General features: G+C 65.2%; 18 protein-coding genes. 15 read left to right on the top strand and 3 right to left on the bottom strand.

Annotation, left to right across the window (positions count from 1 at the left end; all coding sequences use genetic code 11):
* Nucleotides 1-35 precede the first annotated feature (35 nt).
* The 5 genes from K2O51_RS29125 to msrQ all read left to right on the top strand — a co-directional run bounded on the left by K2O51_RS29125 (nt 36) and on the right by msrQ (nt 3,697).
* Nucleotides 36-479, top strand: coding sequence for a COG4315 family predicted lipoprotein (locus K2O51_RS29125; RefSeq protein ID WP_011299287.1), 444 nt, complete (start codon nt 36-38; stop codon nt 477-479).
* A 31-nt stretch (nt 480-510) separates the two neighbouring features.
* A complete protein-coding gene (locus K2O51_RS29120; protein ID WP_011299286.1) occupies nt 511-1,062 on the top strand; it encodes an RNA polymerase sigma factor in 552 nt (183 codons plus the stop codon).
* Entirely contained in the window at nt 1,059-1,895 is an 837-nt protein-coding gene (locus K2O51_RS29115; protein ID WP_041679728.1) for an anti-sigma factor family protein, read from the top strand. The genes K2O51_RS29120 and K2O51_RS29115 overlap by 4 nt, the downstream gene beginning before the upstream one ends.
* A 105-nt stretch (nt 1,896-2,000) precedes the next feature.
* A complete protein-coding gene (msrP, locus tag K2O51_RS29110) occupies nt 2,001-3,005 on the top strand; it encodes a protein-methionine-sulfoxide reductase catalytic subunit MsrP (protein ID WP_011299284.1) in 1,005 nt (334 codons plus the stop codon).
* A gap of 14 nt (nt 3,006-3,019) precedes the next feature.
* Complete coding sequence (gene msrQ / locus K2O51_RS29105; RefSeq protein ID WP_011299283.1) at nt 3,020-3,697, top strand: protein-methionine-sulfoxide reductase heme-binding subunit MsrQ; 678 nt, start codon at nt 3,020-3,022, stop codon at nt 3,695-3,697.
* 30 nt (nt 3,698-3,727) lie between these two features.
* Here the strand turns inward: msrQ and lysA are convergent, their stop codons facing one another.
* Together lysA and K2O51_RS29095 are read right to left on the bottom strand one after the other, a co-directional pair.
* On the bottom strand, nt 3,728-4,987 hold the full coding sequence (lysA, locus tag K2O51_RS29100) for a diaminopimelate decarboxylase (RefSeq protein WP_011299282.1): 1,260 nt from the start codon (nt 4,985-4,987) through the stop codon (nt 3,728-3,730).
* 2 nt (nt 4,988-4,989) lie between these two features.
* On the bottom strand, nt 4,990-5,214 hold the full coding sequence (locus tag K2O51_RS29095; RefSeq protein WP_041679727.1) for a hypothetical protein: 225 nt from the start codon (nt 5,212-5,214) through the stop codon (nt 4,990-4,992).
* A gap of 191 nt (nt 5,215-5,405) precedes the next feature.
* On the opposite strand from K2O51_RS29095, the gene cyaY reads away from it, so the two are divergent.
* Nucleotides 5,406-5,741, top strand: a complete 336-nt coding sequence (gene cyaY, locus K2O51_RS29090) for an iron donor protein CyaY (protein ID WP_011299280.1) — start codon at nt 5,406-5,408, stop codon at nt 5,739-5,741.
* Nucleotides 5,742-5,824: 83 nt separating this feature from the next.
* On the opposite strand, the gene K2O51_RS29085 is transcribed toward cyaY, so the two are convergent.
* Nucleotides 5,825-8,200, bottom strand: coding sequence for a penicillin-binding protein 1A (locus tag K2O51_RS29085; RefSeq protein ID WP_011299279.1), 2,376 nt, complete (start codon nt 8,198-8,200; stop codon nt 5,825-5,827).
* A gap of 368 nt (nt 8,201-8,568) precedes the next feature.
* On the opposite strand from K2O51_RS29085, the gene pilM reads away from it, so the two are divergent.
* The 9 genes from pilM to K2O51_RS29040 all read left to right on the top strand — a co-directional run bounded on the left by pilM (nt 8,569) and on the right by K2O51_RS29040 (nt 17,558).
* Nucleotides 8,569-9,639, top strand: a complete 1,071-nt coding sequence (pilM, locus tag K2O51_RS29080; RefSeq protein WP_041679726.1) for a type IV pilus assembly protein PilM — start codon at nt 8,569-8,571, stop codon at nt 9,637-9,639.
* A gap of 20 nt (nt 9,640-9,659) precedes the next feature.
* A complete protein-coding gene (locus K2O51_RS29075) occupies nt 9,660-10,301 on the top strand; it encodes a PilN domain-containing protein (protein ID WP_011299277.1) in 642 nt (213 codons plus the stop codon).
* A 2-nt stretch (nt 10,302-10,303) separates the two neighbouring features.
* Nucleotides 10,304-10,972, top strand: a complete 669-nt coding sequence (locus K2O51_RS29070) for a type IV pilus inner membrane component PilO (RefSeq protein ID WP_140953283.1) — start codon at nt 10,304-10,306, stop codon at nt 10,970-10,972.
* Nucleotides 10,969-11,505, top strand: coding sequence for a pilus assembly protein PilP (locus K2O51_RS29065; RefSeq protein ID WP_140953284.1), 537 nt, complete (start codon nt 10,969-10,971; stop codon nt 11,503-11,505). The genes K2O51_RS29070 and K2O51_RS29065 overlap by 4 nt, the downstream gene beginning before the upstream one ends.
* Nucleotides 11,502-13,622 carry a type IV pilus secretin PilQ gene (locus tag K2O51_RS29060; protein ID WP_011299274.1) on the top strand — a complete coding sequence of 707 codons (2,121 nt, stop codon included), beginning with the start codon at nt 11,502-11,504 and terminating at the stop codon, nt 13,620-13,622. Before K2O51_RS29065 ends, K2O51_RS29060 begins: the two co-directional genes overlap by 4 nt.
* 241 nt (nt 13,623-13,863) lie before the next feature.
* Complete coding sequence (locus K2O51_RS29055) at nt 13,864-14,442, top strand: shikimate kinase (protein WP_011299273.1); 579 nt, start codon at nt 13,864-13,866, stop codon at nt 14,440-14,442.
* Nucleotides 14,439-15,545: a 3-dehydroquinate synthase gene (gene aroB / locus K2O51_RS29050; RefSeq protein ID WP_011299272.1), complete on the top strand. Its 1,107-nt coding sequence runs from the start codon at nt 14,439-14,441 to the stop codon at nt 15,543-15,545. Before K2O51_RS29055 ends, aroB begins: the two co-directional genes overlap by 4 nt.
* A gap of 47 nt (nt 15,546-15,592) precedes the next feature.
* On the top strand, nt 15,593-16,729 hold the full coding sequence (locus tag K2O51_RS29045; RefSeq protein WP_011299271.1) for a deoxyguanosinetriphosphate triphosphohydrolase: 1,137 nt from the start codon (nt 15,593-15,595) through the stop codon (nt 16,727-16,729).
* Nucleotides 16,730-16,832: 103 nt separating this feature from the next.
* The gene (locus K2O51_RS29040; protein ID WP_220631095.1) at nt 16,833-17,558 is read left to right on the top strand and encodes a transposase; all 726 of its coding nucleotides are present in this window, start codon (nt 16,833-16,835) and stop codon (nt 17,556-17,558) included.
* Nucleotides 17,559-17,656 lie beyond the last annotated feature (98 nt).

Genomic DNA, 17,656 nt, shown 5'->3' with positions numbered 1-17,656 from the left:
GGCTGGCGGCACCGGCTTGCATGGAGAAGAACATCATGGCACGTCTGCGTCGTCCTACCGCTGCATCCCTCCTTCGTCCTGTTGCACTGGCCCTTGGCTGTACCTCCGTTGTCCTGCTGGCCGCCTGTTCCGGCATGGGCGGGATGGGCATGAGCGGCGCCGGCAGCATGCCGCCAACCGTCAAGGTGACCGACGGGGTGTTGACCGATCCGCAAGGCCTGACGCTATACACGTTCGACCGCGACACCAAGGACAGCGGCAAGAGCGCCTGCAACGGGATGTGCGCGAACAACTGGCCGCCGCTGATGGCAGCGCCGAACACTAGCGCCTCGGGCAGCTACACCATCATCACGCGTGAAGACGGCAGCAAGCAGTGGGCCTACCGTGGCATGCCGCTGTACCGCTTCGCCAAGGATGCCAAGGCGGGCGACCGTATGGGCGACAACCTCAACAATGTCTGGCACGTCGCCAAGCCCTGAGCACCTGGCGACAGATTGAGTCCGGCTAGGCATGGACGGGTTTGAAGGCCAGCTGATCGCGCTGGCGCCGCGCCTGCGGCGCCACGCGCGTGGCCTGACCAGCGACGCGGCGCAGGCCGATGACCTGGTCCAGGACACGCTGGAGCGCGCGCTGCGCTACCGCTGGCGCTTTCGCCTGCGTCCGGGCGCATGGTGGGGCGATGGCGCCGACGGCCTGCTGCCGTGGCTGCTCACGCTGATGCACCGCCTGCGCCTGAATGCCGTGCGCCGGAAGGACCTGGTCGTCGCCATGGAAACTCTGCCGGAGGTCAGCGCCCCGGCCACGGATCCCGGGCTGCGGCGCGATCTGCTGCAGGCGCTGACCGCCTTGCCCGAAGCCCAGCGCGCGGTGCTGCTGCTGGTCAGCCTGGAACAGTTCACGTACGCGGAGGCCGCACACGTGCTCAATGTTCCGGTTGGCACCGTGATGTCCCGCCTGGCGCGAGCGCGCGAACACATGCGCACCCTGCTCGACGGCACAGTGAAGCCACAACATGGCGCACAGGCCACCGAGCCGGCCACGACGCTGCAGCGAGTGAAATGATGTCCCCGATCCACGAAGCCGACCTGCATGCCTACGCCGACGGCCAGCTAAGCGGCCGCCGCCGCGCAGTCGTGGAGGCATACCTGGCCGAGCAGCCGGAAGTGGCGGCGCGCGTGGCCGAATGGCGCAGGCAGGCGGACGCGTTGCATGGCGCACTCGATGGCGTGCTCAACGAACCGGTGCCGCTTGCCGCGCTGCCCGAGCCGCTGCGTGGCGGCTCGCCCCGGCACGACGGCAGGGCGCGCGGCTGGCGTACCGGATGGATCGCGGCCTGTGCGTCGGTCGCCTCGCTGGCCGTGGGCGGCACGATTGGCTGGATCGCGCATGGACGCATGGCGGACGGCCCTGTCATTGCCATGGCGCCGGGCGAGCGCTTTGCGCGCGAAGCGTTGGTCTCCCACGCGGTCTATGCGCCCGAAGTGCGGCATCCCGTGGAAGTGCCGGCCACCGACGAAGCCCATCTGATTGCGTGGCTGTCCAAGCGGCTCGGTGCGCCATTGCAGGTGCCCGACCTGCGCCCACAGGGCTTCCACCTGATCGGAGGCCGCCTTGGCGTGGCCGAAGGCGGGCCGTCCGCGATCCTCATGTATGAAGCCGACGACGGTACGCGCCTGTCGCTGCAGCTGCGCCGCATGGCGCAAGGCACGCCCGATACGGGCTTCCGGCTCGAGCGCATGCCGCAGCCTGCTCCCGGCCGGCCGGGAGCAGGGGCGATGGCGTTTTACTGGATCGACCGCAGTCTCGGGTTCGCGCTGGCCGGGCAGGTGGATCGTGCGCGCCTGCTGACACTGGCGCAGTCCGTGTACCAGCAATACCAAGGCCAGGGCGGCTAGGCGCATCGGCCGCCTCCTGCGAAAAAAAGCTGTCAGGAATGGCCAGCACCATCCGACCAACGGGAAGTCCAACTCCCGGGCCGTTCGAAGTACCAAGGAACAACCATGCTGATTCCCTCCCCGAAGTGGTTGCGCGGTGATGACATCGCCGCCTCCGAGATCACGCCGCGCCATGTGTTCGCCACGCGCCGGCGCTTGCTGGCGCTCGCCGCGGCCGGCACCGCCGGTGCTGCGCTGAGTCCGTGGCTTGCGCGCGAGGCCCGCGCCCAGGGCCGTCATGGGGCAAAGCTGGCGGCCACGCCCAACAGCGCTTTCGTGGTGACAGAAAAGCGTACGCCCTACGAGGATGTCACCACCTACAACAACTTCTACGAATTTGGTACCGACAAGTCCGACCCGGCGCGCAATGCCGGCACGCTGCAGCCGCGTCCGTGGCAGGTGGCGGTGGAAGGCTTGGTGAAAAAGCCCAAGGTCTATGACCTGGACGAGCTGCTCAAGCTCGCGCCGATGGAAGAGCGCGTGTACCGCCTGCGCTGCGTGGAAGGCTGGTCGATGGTGATCCCGTGGCTTGGCTATCCGCTGGCTGAGCTGATTCGCCGCGTGGAGCCGCAGCCGGGCGCGAAGTACGTGCAATTCATCACGCTCGCCGACAAGAAGCAGATGCCCGGCATCAGCAGCTCGGTGCTGGACTGGCCCTACAGCGAAGGCCTGCGCATGGACGAGGCGATGCACCCGCTTGCTCTGCTGACCTTTGGTCTTTATGGCGAGGTGCTGCCGAACCAGAACGGCGCGCCGGTGCGCATGGTGCTGCCATGGAAATACGGCTTCAAGAGCGCGAAGTCGATCGTGAAGATCCGCTTCGTCGACAAGCAGCCGCCGACGAGCTGGAATCTGGCCGCGCCGCAGGAATACGGCTTCTACTCGAACGTGAACCCGGATGTGGACCATCCGCGCTGGAGCCAGGCAACCGAGCGGCGCATTGGCGAGGATAGCGGTGGCGGCGGCTTTGCCGCGCTGTTCGCGCCCAAGCGCAAGACGCTGCCGTTCAATGGCTACGGCCAGCAGGTCGCGTCGCTGTACCAGGGCATGGATCTGAGGAAATTTTTCTGATGGGCAGGGCTGACATGACGGTTTCGCAACCCACTTCGACACGCGCGCAAGGCGCGGTCCCGGGCAGCAGGGCCGGCGGGCTGGCGGCGTTGCCCGCGGCGCAGGTGCGCACGCTGAAGGTGTTCATCTGGCTGCTGGCGATGCTGCCGTTTGTGCGGTTGCTGTACCTGGGAGCAACGAGCCAGTTCGGCGCCAATCCGCTGGAGTTCGTGACACGGTCAACCGGCACGTGGACGCTGGTGATGCTGTGCGTGACGCTGGCGGTTACGCCGCTGCGGCGCCTGACCGGCTGGAACTGGCTCGTGCGCTTGCGCCGCATGCTGGGGCTATTCGCGTTCTTCTACGGCCTTCAGCACTTCTTGCTATGGATCGGCGTAGATCGCGGCTTCGACTTCGCCTACATGCTGAAGGATGTAGTCAAGCGGCCGTTCATCACGGTCGGGTTCGCTGCCTTTGTGCTGATGATCCCGCTGGCGCTGACTTCGACCAACGGCATGGTTCGGCGCCTCGGCGGCAAGCGCTGGCAGGCGCTGCACAAGGCGGTGTACGCGATCGCGGTGCTGGCCATCCTGCACTACTGGTGGCACAAGGCTGGCAAGAACGACTTCAGCGAAGTGTCGATCTACGCTGCAGTGGTGTTCGTGCTGCTGGGGCTGCGCCTGTGGTGGCGCTGGCGTCCGGCCGCCCGCTGAGGCAGGCAGGCCGGGAGACTGGCGGGTGGATCAGTCCTGCAGCAGGCGTTCGTCGCGGAACAGGTCTTCGACCAGTTCGCGTTCGCGTACGAGGTGGACCTTGCCGCCGTCGACCATGACTTCGGCGGCGCGGGGGCGGGTGTTGTAGTTGGAGCTCATCACGAAGCCGTAGGCACCGGCCGACATCACTGCCAGCAGGTCGCCCGGCTGCACGGCCAGCGCGCGGTCGCGGCCAAGCCAGTCGCCCGATTCGCACACCGGACCGACGATGTCGTAGACGACCTGCGATCCGCCGTTCGCCTTGACCGGCTCGATACGGTGATAGGCCTCGTACATGGCCGGGCGCGCGAGGTCGTTCATGGCGGCATCGACGATGCAGAAGTTTTTGGCCGCGCCGGGCTTGAGGAATTCCACCTGCGTCAGCAGCACGCCGGCATTGCCGACCAGCGAGCGACCCGGTTCGAACAGCACTTCGCGATGCGCATGGCCACGTGCGGCCACACGGTCAAGCAGCGTGGTGGCAAAGCCCGTGATGTCGGGCGGCGTCTCGTCGGTGTAGGTGATACCCAGGCCGCCGCCGACATCGATGTGCTCGAGTACGATGCCTTCGCGCTCCAGCGCTTCGACCACGTCGAGCACCTTGTCGAGCGCTTCCAGATACGGTGCCACTTCGGTGATCTGCGAACCGATGTGGCAGTCGATGCCGGTGACTTCGATATTCGGCAGCGCAGCGGCAGCACGGTACGTGGGCAGCACGTCCTCGAACGCGATGCCGAATTTGTTGCCTTTCAGGCCCGTCGAGATGTATGGGTGGGTCTTGGCATCGACGTCCGGGTTGATGCGCAGCGACACGCGCGCGCGCTTGCCGATCTGGCCGGCCACGGCATTGAGGCGGTCCAGTTCGGGAATCGATTCGACGTTGAAGCAGCGCACGTCATGGGCGAGCGCGAGTTCCATCTCCGCCGCGTTCTTGCCGACGCCGGAAAACACCACCTTGCGCGGATCACCACCGGCGGCCAGCACGCGCTTGAGTTCGCCACCGGAGACGATGTCGAAGCCCGCGCCAAGTTTTGCGAAGACCTGCAGTACCGCCAGGTTCGAGTTGGCCTTCATGGCGTACTGCACCTGCGCCTTGCGGCCTTTGCAGGCGGCAGCGTAGCCCTGGTACGCGGCGGTCAGCGCGGCGCGCGAGTACACATAGGCCGGCGTGCCGAATTCGGCGGCGATCTGCGCCAGCGGCACCTGTTCGGCCATCAGGGCGCCGTCCTGGCGATGGAAAAATGCGGTCATGGTTATCGGCTGGTGGGGGCGTCGGAAGAGGCCGGAGGCGTGGTGGGTGCTGCCGACGCGGGCAGCTTGGCGTCAGGATGGCCCAGGCCCGGATCGGGCACGGACGGCGCGGTCGGCTCGGGCGGGACCTTCGGCATGGTCAGCGGCCCGCGAATGCCGCATCCGCCCAGCAGGGGCATCGCAAGGCCGGCGGCAAACGCCGATACAATCGCAACACGACGGAGCATCGGGTCGTCCTTGAATACGGTTGGGAAAGCTGTCGGACCGGCAGCCGGCGTGTCGTACGCGGCCGCCGCCAGAGTTCCAGGGCACGGCCGGAATCCGGAAATCCTCAACAATAAAAGCCGGCCACTGCATGTGCCCCATGCGCAGCAGCAAGGCGGACAGAGTACTGGCGCCGGCGGTCTTGGAGTTTAGCATGCCCCCCTTGAGTGAAAGCGAGTTCCTGGCCCTGGCCGGCAAGGAGCTGGACCGCATCGAAGCCGCGGTGGAAGCGGCCGCCGACGCGGCCGACGCCGACATCGAAATCAGCCGTACCGGCAACGTGATGGAGCTGGAGTTCGAGAACGGCTCCAAGATCATCATCAACAGCCAGGCCCCGATGCAGGAACTGTGGGTAGCGGCGCGCTCGGGCGGTTTCCATTTCCGCCGCGACGGCGAGCGGTGGGTCGATACGCGCAGCGGCGATGAGCTGTATGCCGCACTGTCGGCCTATGTCAGCCAGCAGGCGGAGGCGGCGCTCAAGCTAGGCTGAGCAACGTCCCATCCGGCGCTGACCAATGAAAAAGCCGGCCCAAGCAGGCCGGCTTTTTCGTGTGCATGGCGTCCGTGAGACGTTCAGCCCCCGCCGAACATTTCCAGGATCTTCTTCTTCTCCGCTTCCACATCGGCTGGCGGACGCGTGCTTTCTTCCGGCTTGCCCGGCCACGGGTCGCCCAGGCCGACCGATGCCACGCCAGCGCCGCTCGCGTTCTCTTCGAAGGTCCAGTCGCCGCCGGCCATGACCACGCCTTCCGGTGCGGGCCGTTCCGGGCTTTCCGGCACGCCCTTGAGCATCTTGCCCATGTAGCCAACCCAGATCGGCAGGGCCAGTCCGCCGCCGGTCTCGCGCACGCCCAGGCTCTTGGGCTGGTCGTAACCCATCCAGGCGATCGCAACCAGGTTGGGCGTGTAGCCCGCGAACCACGCATCGACGGCATCGTTGGTGGTACCGGTCTTGCCGGCCAGGTCATTGCGGCCCAGGCGCTGCTTGGCGGGGTTGGCCGTCCCCATGCGCACCACATCGCGCAACATGGTGTCGGCGATAAACGCCGTGCGTGCGTCGAGCACGCGCACGGCGTCGCTGCCGGCGCGCTGCGGCTGGGTTTCGGAAAGCACCTTGCCGCGCGCATCGACAACTTTCTGGATCAGGTACGGGTTGATGCGGTAGCCGCCGTTGGCGAACACCGAATAGGCGCCGGCCATCTGCAGCGGCGTGACGCTACCGGCGCCCAGCGCCATCGGCAGGTAGGCGGGGTGCTTCTCCGCCTCGAAGCCGAAGCGGGTGATGTAGTCCTGCGCGTACTGCGTACCGATTGCCCGCAGGATGCGCACCGAGACCAGGTTCTTCGACTTGGCCAGCGCGCGGCGCATGGTCATCGGGCCCTCGAACTTGCCGTCGTAGTTCTTCGGCTCCCACACTTGGCCGCCGGTGTCCGGGCCGATCGTCAGCGGCGCATCATTGATCACGGTGGCCGGCGAGAAGCCCTTTTCCAGCGCTGCCGAGTAGATGAACGGCTTGAAGCTGGAACCGGGCTGGCGCCAGGCCTGCGTCACGTGGTTGAACTTGTTGCGGTTGAAGTCAAAGCCCCCGACCATCGAGCGGATCTCGCCATCCTGCGGGTTGATCGAGACAAACGCCGCCGACACTTCTGGCAACTGGGTGACCGTCCAGTCGCCCTTGTCGTCCTGCGTCACGCGGATAATCGCGCCGGGGCGGATCTTGGTCTTGGGCTGGGCGTTGGCCGACAGCGACGGGGCAATGAAACGCAGCGCCGATCCTTCGATCGTGGCCACTTCGCCGGACAGCAGCGTAGCCTTCACCTGGCGTGGCGACACGGTGGTCACCACGGCCGAGCGCAGGTCGTCGCTGCCGGGATGTTCGACGAGTGCATCGTCGATAGCCTGTTCGCGTTCGGCCTGGTCGGACGGCAGGTCGATGAACGCTTCCGGGCCGCGATAGCCGTGCTTGCGCTCGTAGTTCATGATGCCCGAGCGCACGGCCTCGTAGGCAGCGTCCTGGTCAGGCTTGGTCAGCGTGGTGTAGACCGTCAGGCCACGCGTGTAGGTTTCCTCGCGGTATTGCGCGTACATCAGCTGGCGCACGATTTCCGCCACGTACTCCGCGTGCGTGGAGAACTCGTTGCCCTCGCTGCGCACCTTCGGGGCTTCGCGGAGGGCGGCGTCGTATTGTTCCGGCGTGATGTAGCGCAGGTCGCGCATGCGCTGCAGGATGTATTCCTGGCGGACTTTGGCACGGCGCGGGTTCACCACCGGGTTGTACGCCGACGGCGCCTTGGGCAGGCCGGCCAGCATGGCCGCTTCGGCCGGCGTCACGTCGCGCACGGACTTGCCGAAGTAGACGCGCGCGGCACTATCGAAGCCATAGGCGCGCTGGCCCAGGTAGATCTGGTTCATGTACAGCTCGAGGATCTGGTCCTTGCTCAGGTTCGCCTCGATCTTGTACGCGAGCATCATTTCGTAGATCTTGCGCGTGTAGGTCTTCTCGCTGGACAGGAAGAAGTTGCGCGCGACCTGCATGGTGATCGTGGATGCGCCCTGCGACAGCCCGCCGCGCAGGTTCGCCAGGCCCGCGCGCATCACGCCGACGAAGTCGACGCCGCCGTGCTCGTAGAAGCGGTCGTCTTCGATCGCCAGCACCGCCTTCTTCATGACGTCGGGAATCTCCGCGATCGGCACGAAGTTGCGGCGCTCTTCACCGAACTCGCCGATCAGGACATTGTCAGCAGTGAAGATGCGCAGCGGGATCTTCGGGCGATAGTCCGTGATGGTGTCCAGCGACGGCAGGTTTGGCGCGGCCACGAGCAGCGCGTAGCCGAGCAGCAGCGCGACCGCCACGATGCCGGCGACGATCAGCCCCACTACCCAGAACGTGATGCGCGCCCAGAGCGAGCGGCGGGCTGGGAGGGACGGCTTCGGTTGTGCTGTGGCCATAAGGGAAAAACCTAGTCAGGAGTGCGGGGGATTATATCTTCCGGTATAGCGGCTACTCCCCGTGCAGTGGCGGCCCCGACGCTACCGCGCTGTTACAAGATGTAATGTCGTGGCCGCGGCGGCTTACGCGGATGGGCTTGCAGAAAAAGGGCCCGGAAGGGAACCCGACGACCGTGGGGTTTTGGCAACGTCGCCGGAAAAATAAAAGCGTGGTCAAACCGGCACATTGCCAGCACTGCCGGTTTTTGTGAGAATCGACCAACATAAAAGAGCAAACGTTTCATCCAAGAAACAAGGCTCGCCCGATTAGAGCAGTCAAGCCGGGGGCGAGTTCAAATGTCAGGGGGGTCACCTTGCGACGGGGCATTTTGTCGGGGCTTCTGCGCCGGACTACGGTCGGCGTGGACATCGGGTCGTCCAGTGTCAAGGTAGTCGAGCTGTCCGTGGGGGGCAGCAAACAGGACTACCGGCTGGAAAAATGTGCCAGCGAATTGCTGGACCGCAATGCCGTTGCCGACGGCAACGTCATCAACATCGAAGCTGTGGGCATCGCGCTCAAGCGCGCGCTCGGCAAGGCCGGCATCCGCTCGAAGGACGTGGTGCTCGGCGTGCCGTCGATGCTGACGGAGTCACAGACTGTCAGCTTGCCGGACAACCTGTCCGAAGACGAACTCTATTCCCAGGTCGAATCCGAAGCGCACCGGCTTTATCCGCCGTCGCAGACGGTCAATTTCGACTTCGCCGTGATCGGCCCGAGCGAAACCGAGGGCGGCATCGGCGTGCGCGTGACCGCGGCGAACAGCGATCGCGTGCAGGAGCGCGTGACCGCCGCCGAGATGGCCGGGCTGCGCCCGCAGGTCATGGACGTCGAGGAATACGCGGTGCAGCGCACCATCGTGCAGATGCTCGGCGTGCCGCGCGAGATGTCGGAAGCCGATGCGCGCGCGCTGCCCGTAGTGGCGGTCGTCCACCTGGGCGGCAGCCGTTCCAAGGCCATCTTCTATCAAGGCTGGAAAGAGCTATACGAGCAGCCGCTGAACAGCTACGGCGACCAGCTTACGCAGAGCGCCGCGCGCATGTTCACGCTCGATGCGCTCAAGGCCGAGATCAAGAAGCGCAAGAACACGCTGCCCGAAGCCTGGCGTACCCAGTTGCTCAAGCCGTCGCTCGAAGCGCTGGCCATGGAAGTGCAGGCCGCGGTCGGCAATTTCATCGCCAGTTCCAGCCTGGGGCGCGTGGACGAGATCCTGCTGTCGGGCGGGCATGCGTCGCTGCTCGGCGTGCAGGCGGCGATCCAGCAGCAGACCCAGATTACTACCACGCTCGCGAACCCGTTCGCCAACATGGTCACGAACGGCAAGGTCAACGAACGGTATCTGCAGCGTGACTTGCCGGCGTATATCGTCAGCGCCGGACTGGCATTGCGCGGCCTGCAATAACGCACCCCGGGGGAATCCGAATGTCAACGAACACACTCCCGTCGGTCAACCTCCTGCCCTACCACGAAGCCCGCAAGGCCGCCCGACGCAAGCGCGTCTACGCGATCCTTGGGGGCGCGGCGGCGGCCGGCGCGGTGGTGGTGCTGCTGGGCGGGCTTTATATCGATCACGAGATCGAATCCGTGGTGGGGCTGAACCAGGTGCTCACCGCCGAAAACGCGCGCCTGGACGGCCAGATCCGCGAGGTCAACACACTCAAGAAGGACATCGAGGCCCTGTTGCAACGCCAGCAGGCCGTGGAGAGCCTGCAGACCGAACGCAACCGGCCGGTGCAGCTGCTCGAGGAACTGGTACGCCAGGTGCCGGAAGGCGTCTACCTGACCAGCCTCAAGCAGACCGGCGATTCGTTCACGATTGCCGGCGTGGCGCAGTCCAACGAGCGCATTTCCGAGCTGTTGCGCAATGTCGGCGCGGTGCCATGGCTCGACAAGGCCGAACTGGTCGAGTCCAAGGCCGTGACCATGACCAACAACCTGCGTGAACAGCGCCGCCTGTTCGATTTCTCGATGCGCTTCGCCTACCGCGCTCCCGAAACGCCTGCCGACAAGAAGAACGGCGCGGCAAGCGCGGCCCAGGCACCGGCCGCTAACGGAAAGGCCTGACCATGGTGCTCAATACCGAAATCAACCTGGCGGACCTGACAGGCCAGTTCCGCGGGCTCAATATGAACGAGCCCGAGACTTGGCCCACGGCGCCGCGCGTCGTGTTCGCGCTCATCGCGGCGGCTGTCGTGCTGCTGCTCGGCTGGCAGTTCTACTGGAGCGGCAAGACCGAGGAACTCGACCGCCAGCGCGCGGAACAGGAAAACCTCAAGCAGGCCTACCAGTCAAAGGTCGTCCAGGTCGCCAACCTGGAAGCGCTGCGCGAACAGAAGAAGCAGGTGGAGCTGCGGGTGGCGCAGCTCGAGCGCCAGCTTCCGAACAAGACCGAGATGGACGCGCTGCTCGCCGACGTCAACCACGCCGGCGTGGCGCGCGGCCTGCAGTTTGAGCTGTTCAAGCCGCAGGCTGCGGTGCTCAAGCCTTACTTTGCAGAGATCCCGGTGAACCTGAAGGTGACGGGGCGCTATCACGATGTTGCGCAGTTCAACGCCGACGTCGCCGCGCTGTCCCGGATCGTATCGATGCAGAACCTGCAGCTCGCCAATACCAAGGAAGGCGCGCTGACCATGGAAGCGGTGGCGATGGCCTACCGCACCCTGGACCCGGACGAGCAGGCCGCGCAACGCAAGGCTGCCGCCAATGCCGCCAAGCCCGCCGGAGGTGCCAAATGAGCCGCATCGTGAGCCTTTCCATGCGTCGTCTGGGCCTGCTTGCCGCCGCGCTGGCTGCCGGACTGCTGAGCGCGTGCGGTTCCGGCGACGAACAGGCGCTGCGGCAGTGGATGGATGCCACGCGCAACGCCAAAGCCCAGCCGCCCGCGCCCTTGCCCGAACCCAAGCCCTATGTGCCGCGCGAATACGCGGGGCGCAGCGCGCCGGAGCCGTTCGCACAGACCAAGATCGGCGAACTCAACAAGATGCTGGCGGAGTCGCCCGAAGCCGGGCGTCGCCGCGAGCCGCTCGAAGACTATCCGCTCGAAAACTTCAAGATGCTCGGCATGATGAAGAAGAACGGCGAGACCTTCGGCATCGTGCGTGTTGATAACAAGATCCACCACGTCAAGGTGGGTCAGTATCTCGGCCAGAGTTACGGCCGGGTGGTCCGCATCACCGATCAGGAGATCGTGTTGCGCGAATTGGTCCGGGAAGGGGTATCCGAGTGGAAAGAGAAAATGACCAGCCTGAAGCTGGAGGTGTCGGCATGACCCTGGGTCGCTGGTACCGAGCGCTTGCAGGCGCAATGACGATGACACTTGTGCTGGCCGCCCCGGCGGCGCTCGCACAGGGCAACCAGGTGAAGTCGGTCGACGCCAATGTGGTGGGCGAGCAGACCCTGTTCACCATCGACCTGCAGTCGCCGCCGGCGCAGAAGCCGGCGGACTTCACAACGCAGAATCCGGCTCGCATCGCGATCGATTTCTTCGATACCGGGTTTGCCGCCGGCCGCGCTCAGTATGACTACGCCGGCAAGCTGCTGCGCGGGGCGAGTGTCATGCAGATCGGTGACCGCACCCGCGTGGTGCTCGACCTGACGCGCACGGCGACTTACCGGACCGAGGTCCGCGGCAACCAGTTCCTGGTGCTGCTCGACAATGTCGCGCCTGCTGCCAGGGCGGCCGCGCCGACCTTTGCCGCGCCTGCCGCACCGACCGCGGTCGCCGCGGCACGTGCGTCCGTGCGCAACATCGACTTCCGGCGGGGCACGGATGGCGCGGGACGCGTGGTGGTGGACCTGTCCTCGCGTGATTCGGGCATCAATATCGCGCAGCAAGGCCAGAACGTGGTGGTCGATTTCCTGGGCACCTCGCTGCCCGAGAACCTGCGCCGTCGTTTCGACGTGAGCGACTTCGGCACGCCGGTGCAGGGCATGCGCGCCACGGACGCCAGCGGCAATACCCGCCTGACCATCGAGCCGCGCGGCAACTGGGAGTACAGCTCCTACCAGACCGACACGCAGTTCGTGGTGGAAGTGCGGCCGATCAAGGAAGACCCGGCCAAGCTGATCAGCGGCCCGGGTTACCGTGGCGAGCGCCTGTCGCTCAACTTCCAGAACATCGACATCCGCTCGCTGCTGCAGGTGTTTGCCGATTTCACGAACCTGAACATCATTACGAGCGACACCGTACAGGGCAATATCACGCTGCGTCTCAAGGACGTGCCGTGGGACCAGGCGCTGCAGATCGTGATGGATGCCAAGGGGCTGGCGTCGCGACGCAATGGCAATGTGCTGTGGGTGGCGCCCAAGGCTGAACTGGCCACCAAGGAGAAGCTGGAGTTGGAGGCGCAGCAGCAGATCAATGAACTCGAGCCGATCCGCAGCCAGGTGTTCCAGCTGAACTACCAGCGCGCCGAGGATGTGCGCAAGATGCTGCTCGGCATCACCACGGGCGGTGCCGCAGGCGCGGCGGTCCCGGCTGTCGGCATCGGCGGCGCGGCCGGCGTGGCTTCGCGCATGCTGTCCAAGCGCGGTTCGCTGACTGCCGATGCCCGCACCAACCAGCTGTTCGTGTCGGACATCGCCAGCAAGCTGGAAGAGGTGCAGGGGTTCCTGAACAAGATCGACATCCCGGTGCGCCAGGTGATCATCGAGGCGCGCATCGTCGAGGCCACCGACACGTTCAGCCGTAACCTCGGCGTAAAGCTCGGCTTTGCCGGCCAGTACAACAACGCCCGGGTCGGCAACACGTACAGCAACGTGCTGCCTGGCGCGAATTCCGATAACGGGCCGTTCCTGAGCCTGCCGGCCGGAGCGATCAACGGTACGAACCCGGCGAACATCGCGGTCAGCATCTTCAATAGCGCCGCCACCCGGTTCCTGGCGCTCGAACTCTCGGCGCTGGAAGCGGATGGCAAGGGCAAGATCATTTCCAGCCCGCGCGTGGTCACAGCTAACAACATCAAGGCGCTGATCGAGCAAGGTACGGAACTGCCTTACCAGGCAGCCACGTCCAGTGGCGCCACCTCGGTGCAGTTCCGCAAGGCCAACCTGAAGCTGGAAGTGACGCCCCAGATCACGCCGGAAGGCAATGTGCTGCTCGACGTGGATGTGAACAAGGACAGCGTGGGCATCCAGACGACCTCGGGCTTCGCCATCGATACCAAGCACGTGCAGACCCAGGTGCTGGTAGACAATGGCGGCACAGTGGTCATCGGCGGTATCTATACGCAAACGGAAAGCACGGATGTGGACAAGGTGCCGTTCCTGGGCGATATCCCTGTGCTCGGCTATCTGTTCAAGAACAACGCGAAGGTGCGCAACCGCACCGAACTGCTGGTGTTCCTGACGCCGCGTGTCCTGAACGAGAGCGTTACGCTGAAATGACGCGCCCGGCGGCCCGGAGAGGCGCAATTGGCGCCCGGAGGGCTGGATGCAGTAGACTGCAAGGCCGCATCGACCGATGCGGCCTTTTTTTGTCCGTGGCGGCCCGTCGGCGCGGTCATGCCGCATCCGCCACTTGCTGGTTGCGGCCCAACATAAGAAGATGATGCAGTTTCCAACGGGGGAGGGCGGACCGGAATCCGCATTCCCGAGCGACAATCCAGTGACAGCCTTGCCGATGGCCATGGAGACCGGCCGTCCCAACCTCTTCTTCGTCGGCTTGATGGGCGCCGGCAAGACTACCGTGGGCCGGACGGTCGCGCGGCGCCTGCACTATCCGTTTTTTGATTCCGACCACGAGCTGGAAGCGCACTGCGGCGTGCGCATCCCGGTGATTTTCGAGCACGAGGGCGAAGAAGGTTTCCGCGACCGCGAGGCCGCCATGATCCGTGAACTCACCGGCCGCAGCGGCATTGTGCTTGCCACAGGCGGCGGCGCGGTGCTGCGGCCCGAAAACCGCGAACTGCTCAAATCACGCGGCACTGTGGTCTACCTGCGCGCCAGCCCGCACGACCTGTGGCTGCGCACCCGTCACGACCGCAACCGCCCGCTGCTGCAGACCGAGGATCCGAAGGGCAAGCTCGAAGCGCTCTATGGCGCGCGCGACCCGCTTTACCGCGAGGTGGCCGATTTCATCATCGAGACCGGCAAGCCCTCGGTGGCACAGCTTGCTAATATGGTGCTGATGCAGCTGGAAATGGCCGGTTTCCGCATCGACACCGCCGCCGCGTCGGACCAGCCGGCCAACGATACGCATTCATGATCACGCTACAAGTCGACCTGGGAGAGCGCAGCTATCCCATCCATATCGGTACCGGCCTGCTCGGCAACGCCGAGCTGCTGCGCCCGCATGTGCGCGGCCAGCACGCCGTTATCGTCACCAATGAAACCGTCGGCCCGCTCTACGCGGCCCGCGTCGAAGCGAGCCTGAAGGAACTGGGCAAGACCGTGCGCGTGGTCACGCTGCCCGACGGCGAAGCCTTCAAGCAGTGGGAAACGCTGAACCTGATCTTCGATGCGCTGCTTTCCGCTGGCGCTGATCGCAAGACCACGCTGGTCGCGCTGGGCGGCGGCGTGGTGGGCGACATGACCGGGTTTGCGGCGGCGTGCTATATGCGCGGCGTGCCGTTCGTGCAGGTGCCGACCACGCTGCTGTCGCAGGTGGATTCGTCGGTTGGCGGCAAGACCGGCATCAATCACCCGCTCGGCAAGAACATGATTGGCGCGTTCCACCAGCCCAACGCGGTGATTGCCGACATCGACACGCTGCGTACGCTGCCTGCACGCGAGCTGGCAGCCGGCATGGCCGAAGTCATCAAGCACGGCGCGATCGCCGACGCCGATTACTTCGCCTGGATCGAGCGCAATATCGCCGCGCTGAACAGTTGCGACCCGGACCTGATGGCGCTGGCCGTACAGCGCTCGTGCGAGATCAAGGCTGGTGTCGTGGCCCAGGACGAGCGCGAAGGCGGATTGCGTGCAATCCTGAACTTCGGCCATACCTTCGGCCATGCCATCGAAGCCGGCATGGGCTACGGCGAATGGCTGCATGGCGAAGCAGTGGGCTGCGGCATGGTGATGGCGGCGGACCTGTCGCACCGGCTCGGCTTTATCGACACGGAGACGCGTGCGCGCATCCGGCAACTGACGCAGGCGGCCATGCTACCCATCGTCGCGCCGGAACTGGGCACCGACCGCTATATCGAACTGATGAAGGTGGACAAGAAGGCCGAAGCCGGCAGCATCAAGTTCATCCTGCTGAAGAAGCTTGGCGAAGCGTTCATCACCACGGTTCCCGATACCGATCTGCGCGCGACACTGGCGCAGGCAGTCCTTAAACCTCCCACCGAGGCCACGGTCGCGTAAACGATCGGTTATGCCTCGCAACCCTGACCCAGCCCACGGATTGCCGCATGACCGACCTTGAAAGCCACCTCGCTCCCTACGCCGCCCGCTCCGCGCAGACACGCGGGCGCGTCCACGCGGAGTCCGCGTCGTCGTCGCGCACGGAGTTCCAGCGCGACCGCGACCGCGTCATCCACAGTACGGCCTTCCGGCGGCTGGAGTACAAGACCCAGGTCTTCGTCAACCATGAAGGCGACCTGTTCCGCACGCGCCTCACACACAGCCTGGAAGTCGCGCAGATCGCCCGTTCGATCGCGCGCAACCTGCGCCTGAACGAGGATCTGGTCGAGGCGATTTCGCTCGCGCACGACCTCGGCCACACGCCGTTCGGCCATGCCGGCCAGGACGCGCTCAATGCCTGCATGAAGAACCACGGCGGCTTCGAGCACAACCTGCAGAGCCTGCTGGTCGTCGACGAACTGGAAGAGCGCTATGGCGGCTTCAACGGGCTGAATCTGACGTTTGAGACGCGGGAAGGCATCCTCAAGCACTGTTCGCGCGTCAACGCCGCCGCGCTCGGCGAGTTGGGCCGGCGCTTCCTGGAGGGCACGCAGCCATCGCTGGAAGCCCAGCTGGCCAACCTTGCCGACGAGATCGCCTACAACAACCACGATATCGACGATGGCCTGCGCTCGGGGCTGCTGACGCTAGAGCAGCTCGACGAAGTTCCCATGTGGGGGCGCCATCGTGCCGAGGTGGCAGAGGCCTTCCCAGGCATCAATGGCCGCCGCGCGATCAACGAAACCGTGCGGCGCATGATCAATACGCTGATCGTCGACCTGATCGAGACCACGAGCCGCAATATCGCCGCGGCGAATCCACGTTCGATCGACGCCGTGCGTGCGGCCGGTCCGCTCATCGGGTTTAGCCCGCAGATCCACGAAGAGGCCGCTGCGCTCAAGCGTTTCCTGTTCCGTCACCTGTACCGGCATTACCTGGTGATGCGCATGTCGTCCAAGGCCCAGCGCATCGTCTCGGACCTGTTCGGGGCATTCATGTCGGATTCCCGTTTGCTGCCGCCTCAGTACCAGGCGGCGCATGGCGGCGACCAGTCGCGTCTGATCGCCAATTACATTGCCGGCATGACGGACCGGTATGCGATTCGCGAGCATCGGCGGATTTTCGCGGTCAGCGAAGGCAATTGATCGGCAGCGTACCTTGGCGGGCACCGGAAGGTGTCCGCAGAAATTGGGGACGGATCAGGCTATCATCTGGAGCAACTCCGGTCCTGATCCCAGCGGCGCTTCGATGGCACGACTTCCCCGTTTCTCCCCGGCTGGCCTGCCAGCCCTTGTGTTGCAACGCGGCAACAACCGGCAGCCCGTTTTCCTTGGGCCCGACGACTACCTGCACTACCTTGACAGCCTGCGCATGGCCGCGCGCGAGCACGACCTCGCCATTCATGCGTATGGGCTGCGGCCCAACCATATCCATCTGGTCGCCACGCCACGCGGGGCCGATTCGCTGAGCCTGACCATGCAGGCTGTCGGGCGCCGCTATGCGCGCTACTTCAACCGTACGGCAAACCGCACGGGAACGCTGTGGGAAGGGCGCTTCCGTTCCGCGGTGTTCGATCCGGCCGAATGGATGCTGCCGGCCATGCTGTATGCGGAGGGCAACGCCATGCGCGCCGGTGAAGTCATGACGCCCGAGGCCGACCGGTGGAGTAGCTACCGACACCATGTCGGCATTGAGGCCAGCGCACTGGTAAGTGATCACTCTGCGTACTGGGAGCTGGGCAATACACCGTTCGAGCGCCAGTCCAACTATCGCACGCTTAGCAATGAAGGCCTGTCAGGCCGCACGCTCGCGACCTTGCGCAAACACGCCCACAGCGGATGGCCGCTTGGCGGCGACGGCTTTCTTTCCCAGCTCGAGCGGCAGGCCACGCGGCGTGTGCAGCCGCTGCCGAAAGGCCGCCCCAAGCGGGAAGCGGGGGCGGAGGCCACCGAACCGGACGAATCGGTGGCGTAGGCGTCCCATATGACAGATGAGATGTGAAGGATGCACCAATACGCCGCAATTTAATGTGTCCCCATTTAAGCTCATCTTCAAAACGGTGCGAAGTTAAA

It is taken from the genome of Cupriavidus pinatubonensis (assembly GCF_019602855.1).
In the GTDB taxonomy this organism is placed as follows: Bacteria; Pseudomonadota; Gammaproteobacteria; order Burkholderiales; family Burkholderiaceae; genus Cupriavidus; species Cupriavidus pinatubonensis.
Note: the sequence above shows the minus strand (reverse complement) of the source record. Positions and strands in the feature narration are given on the sequence as shown.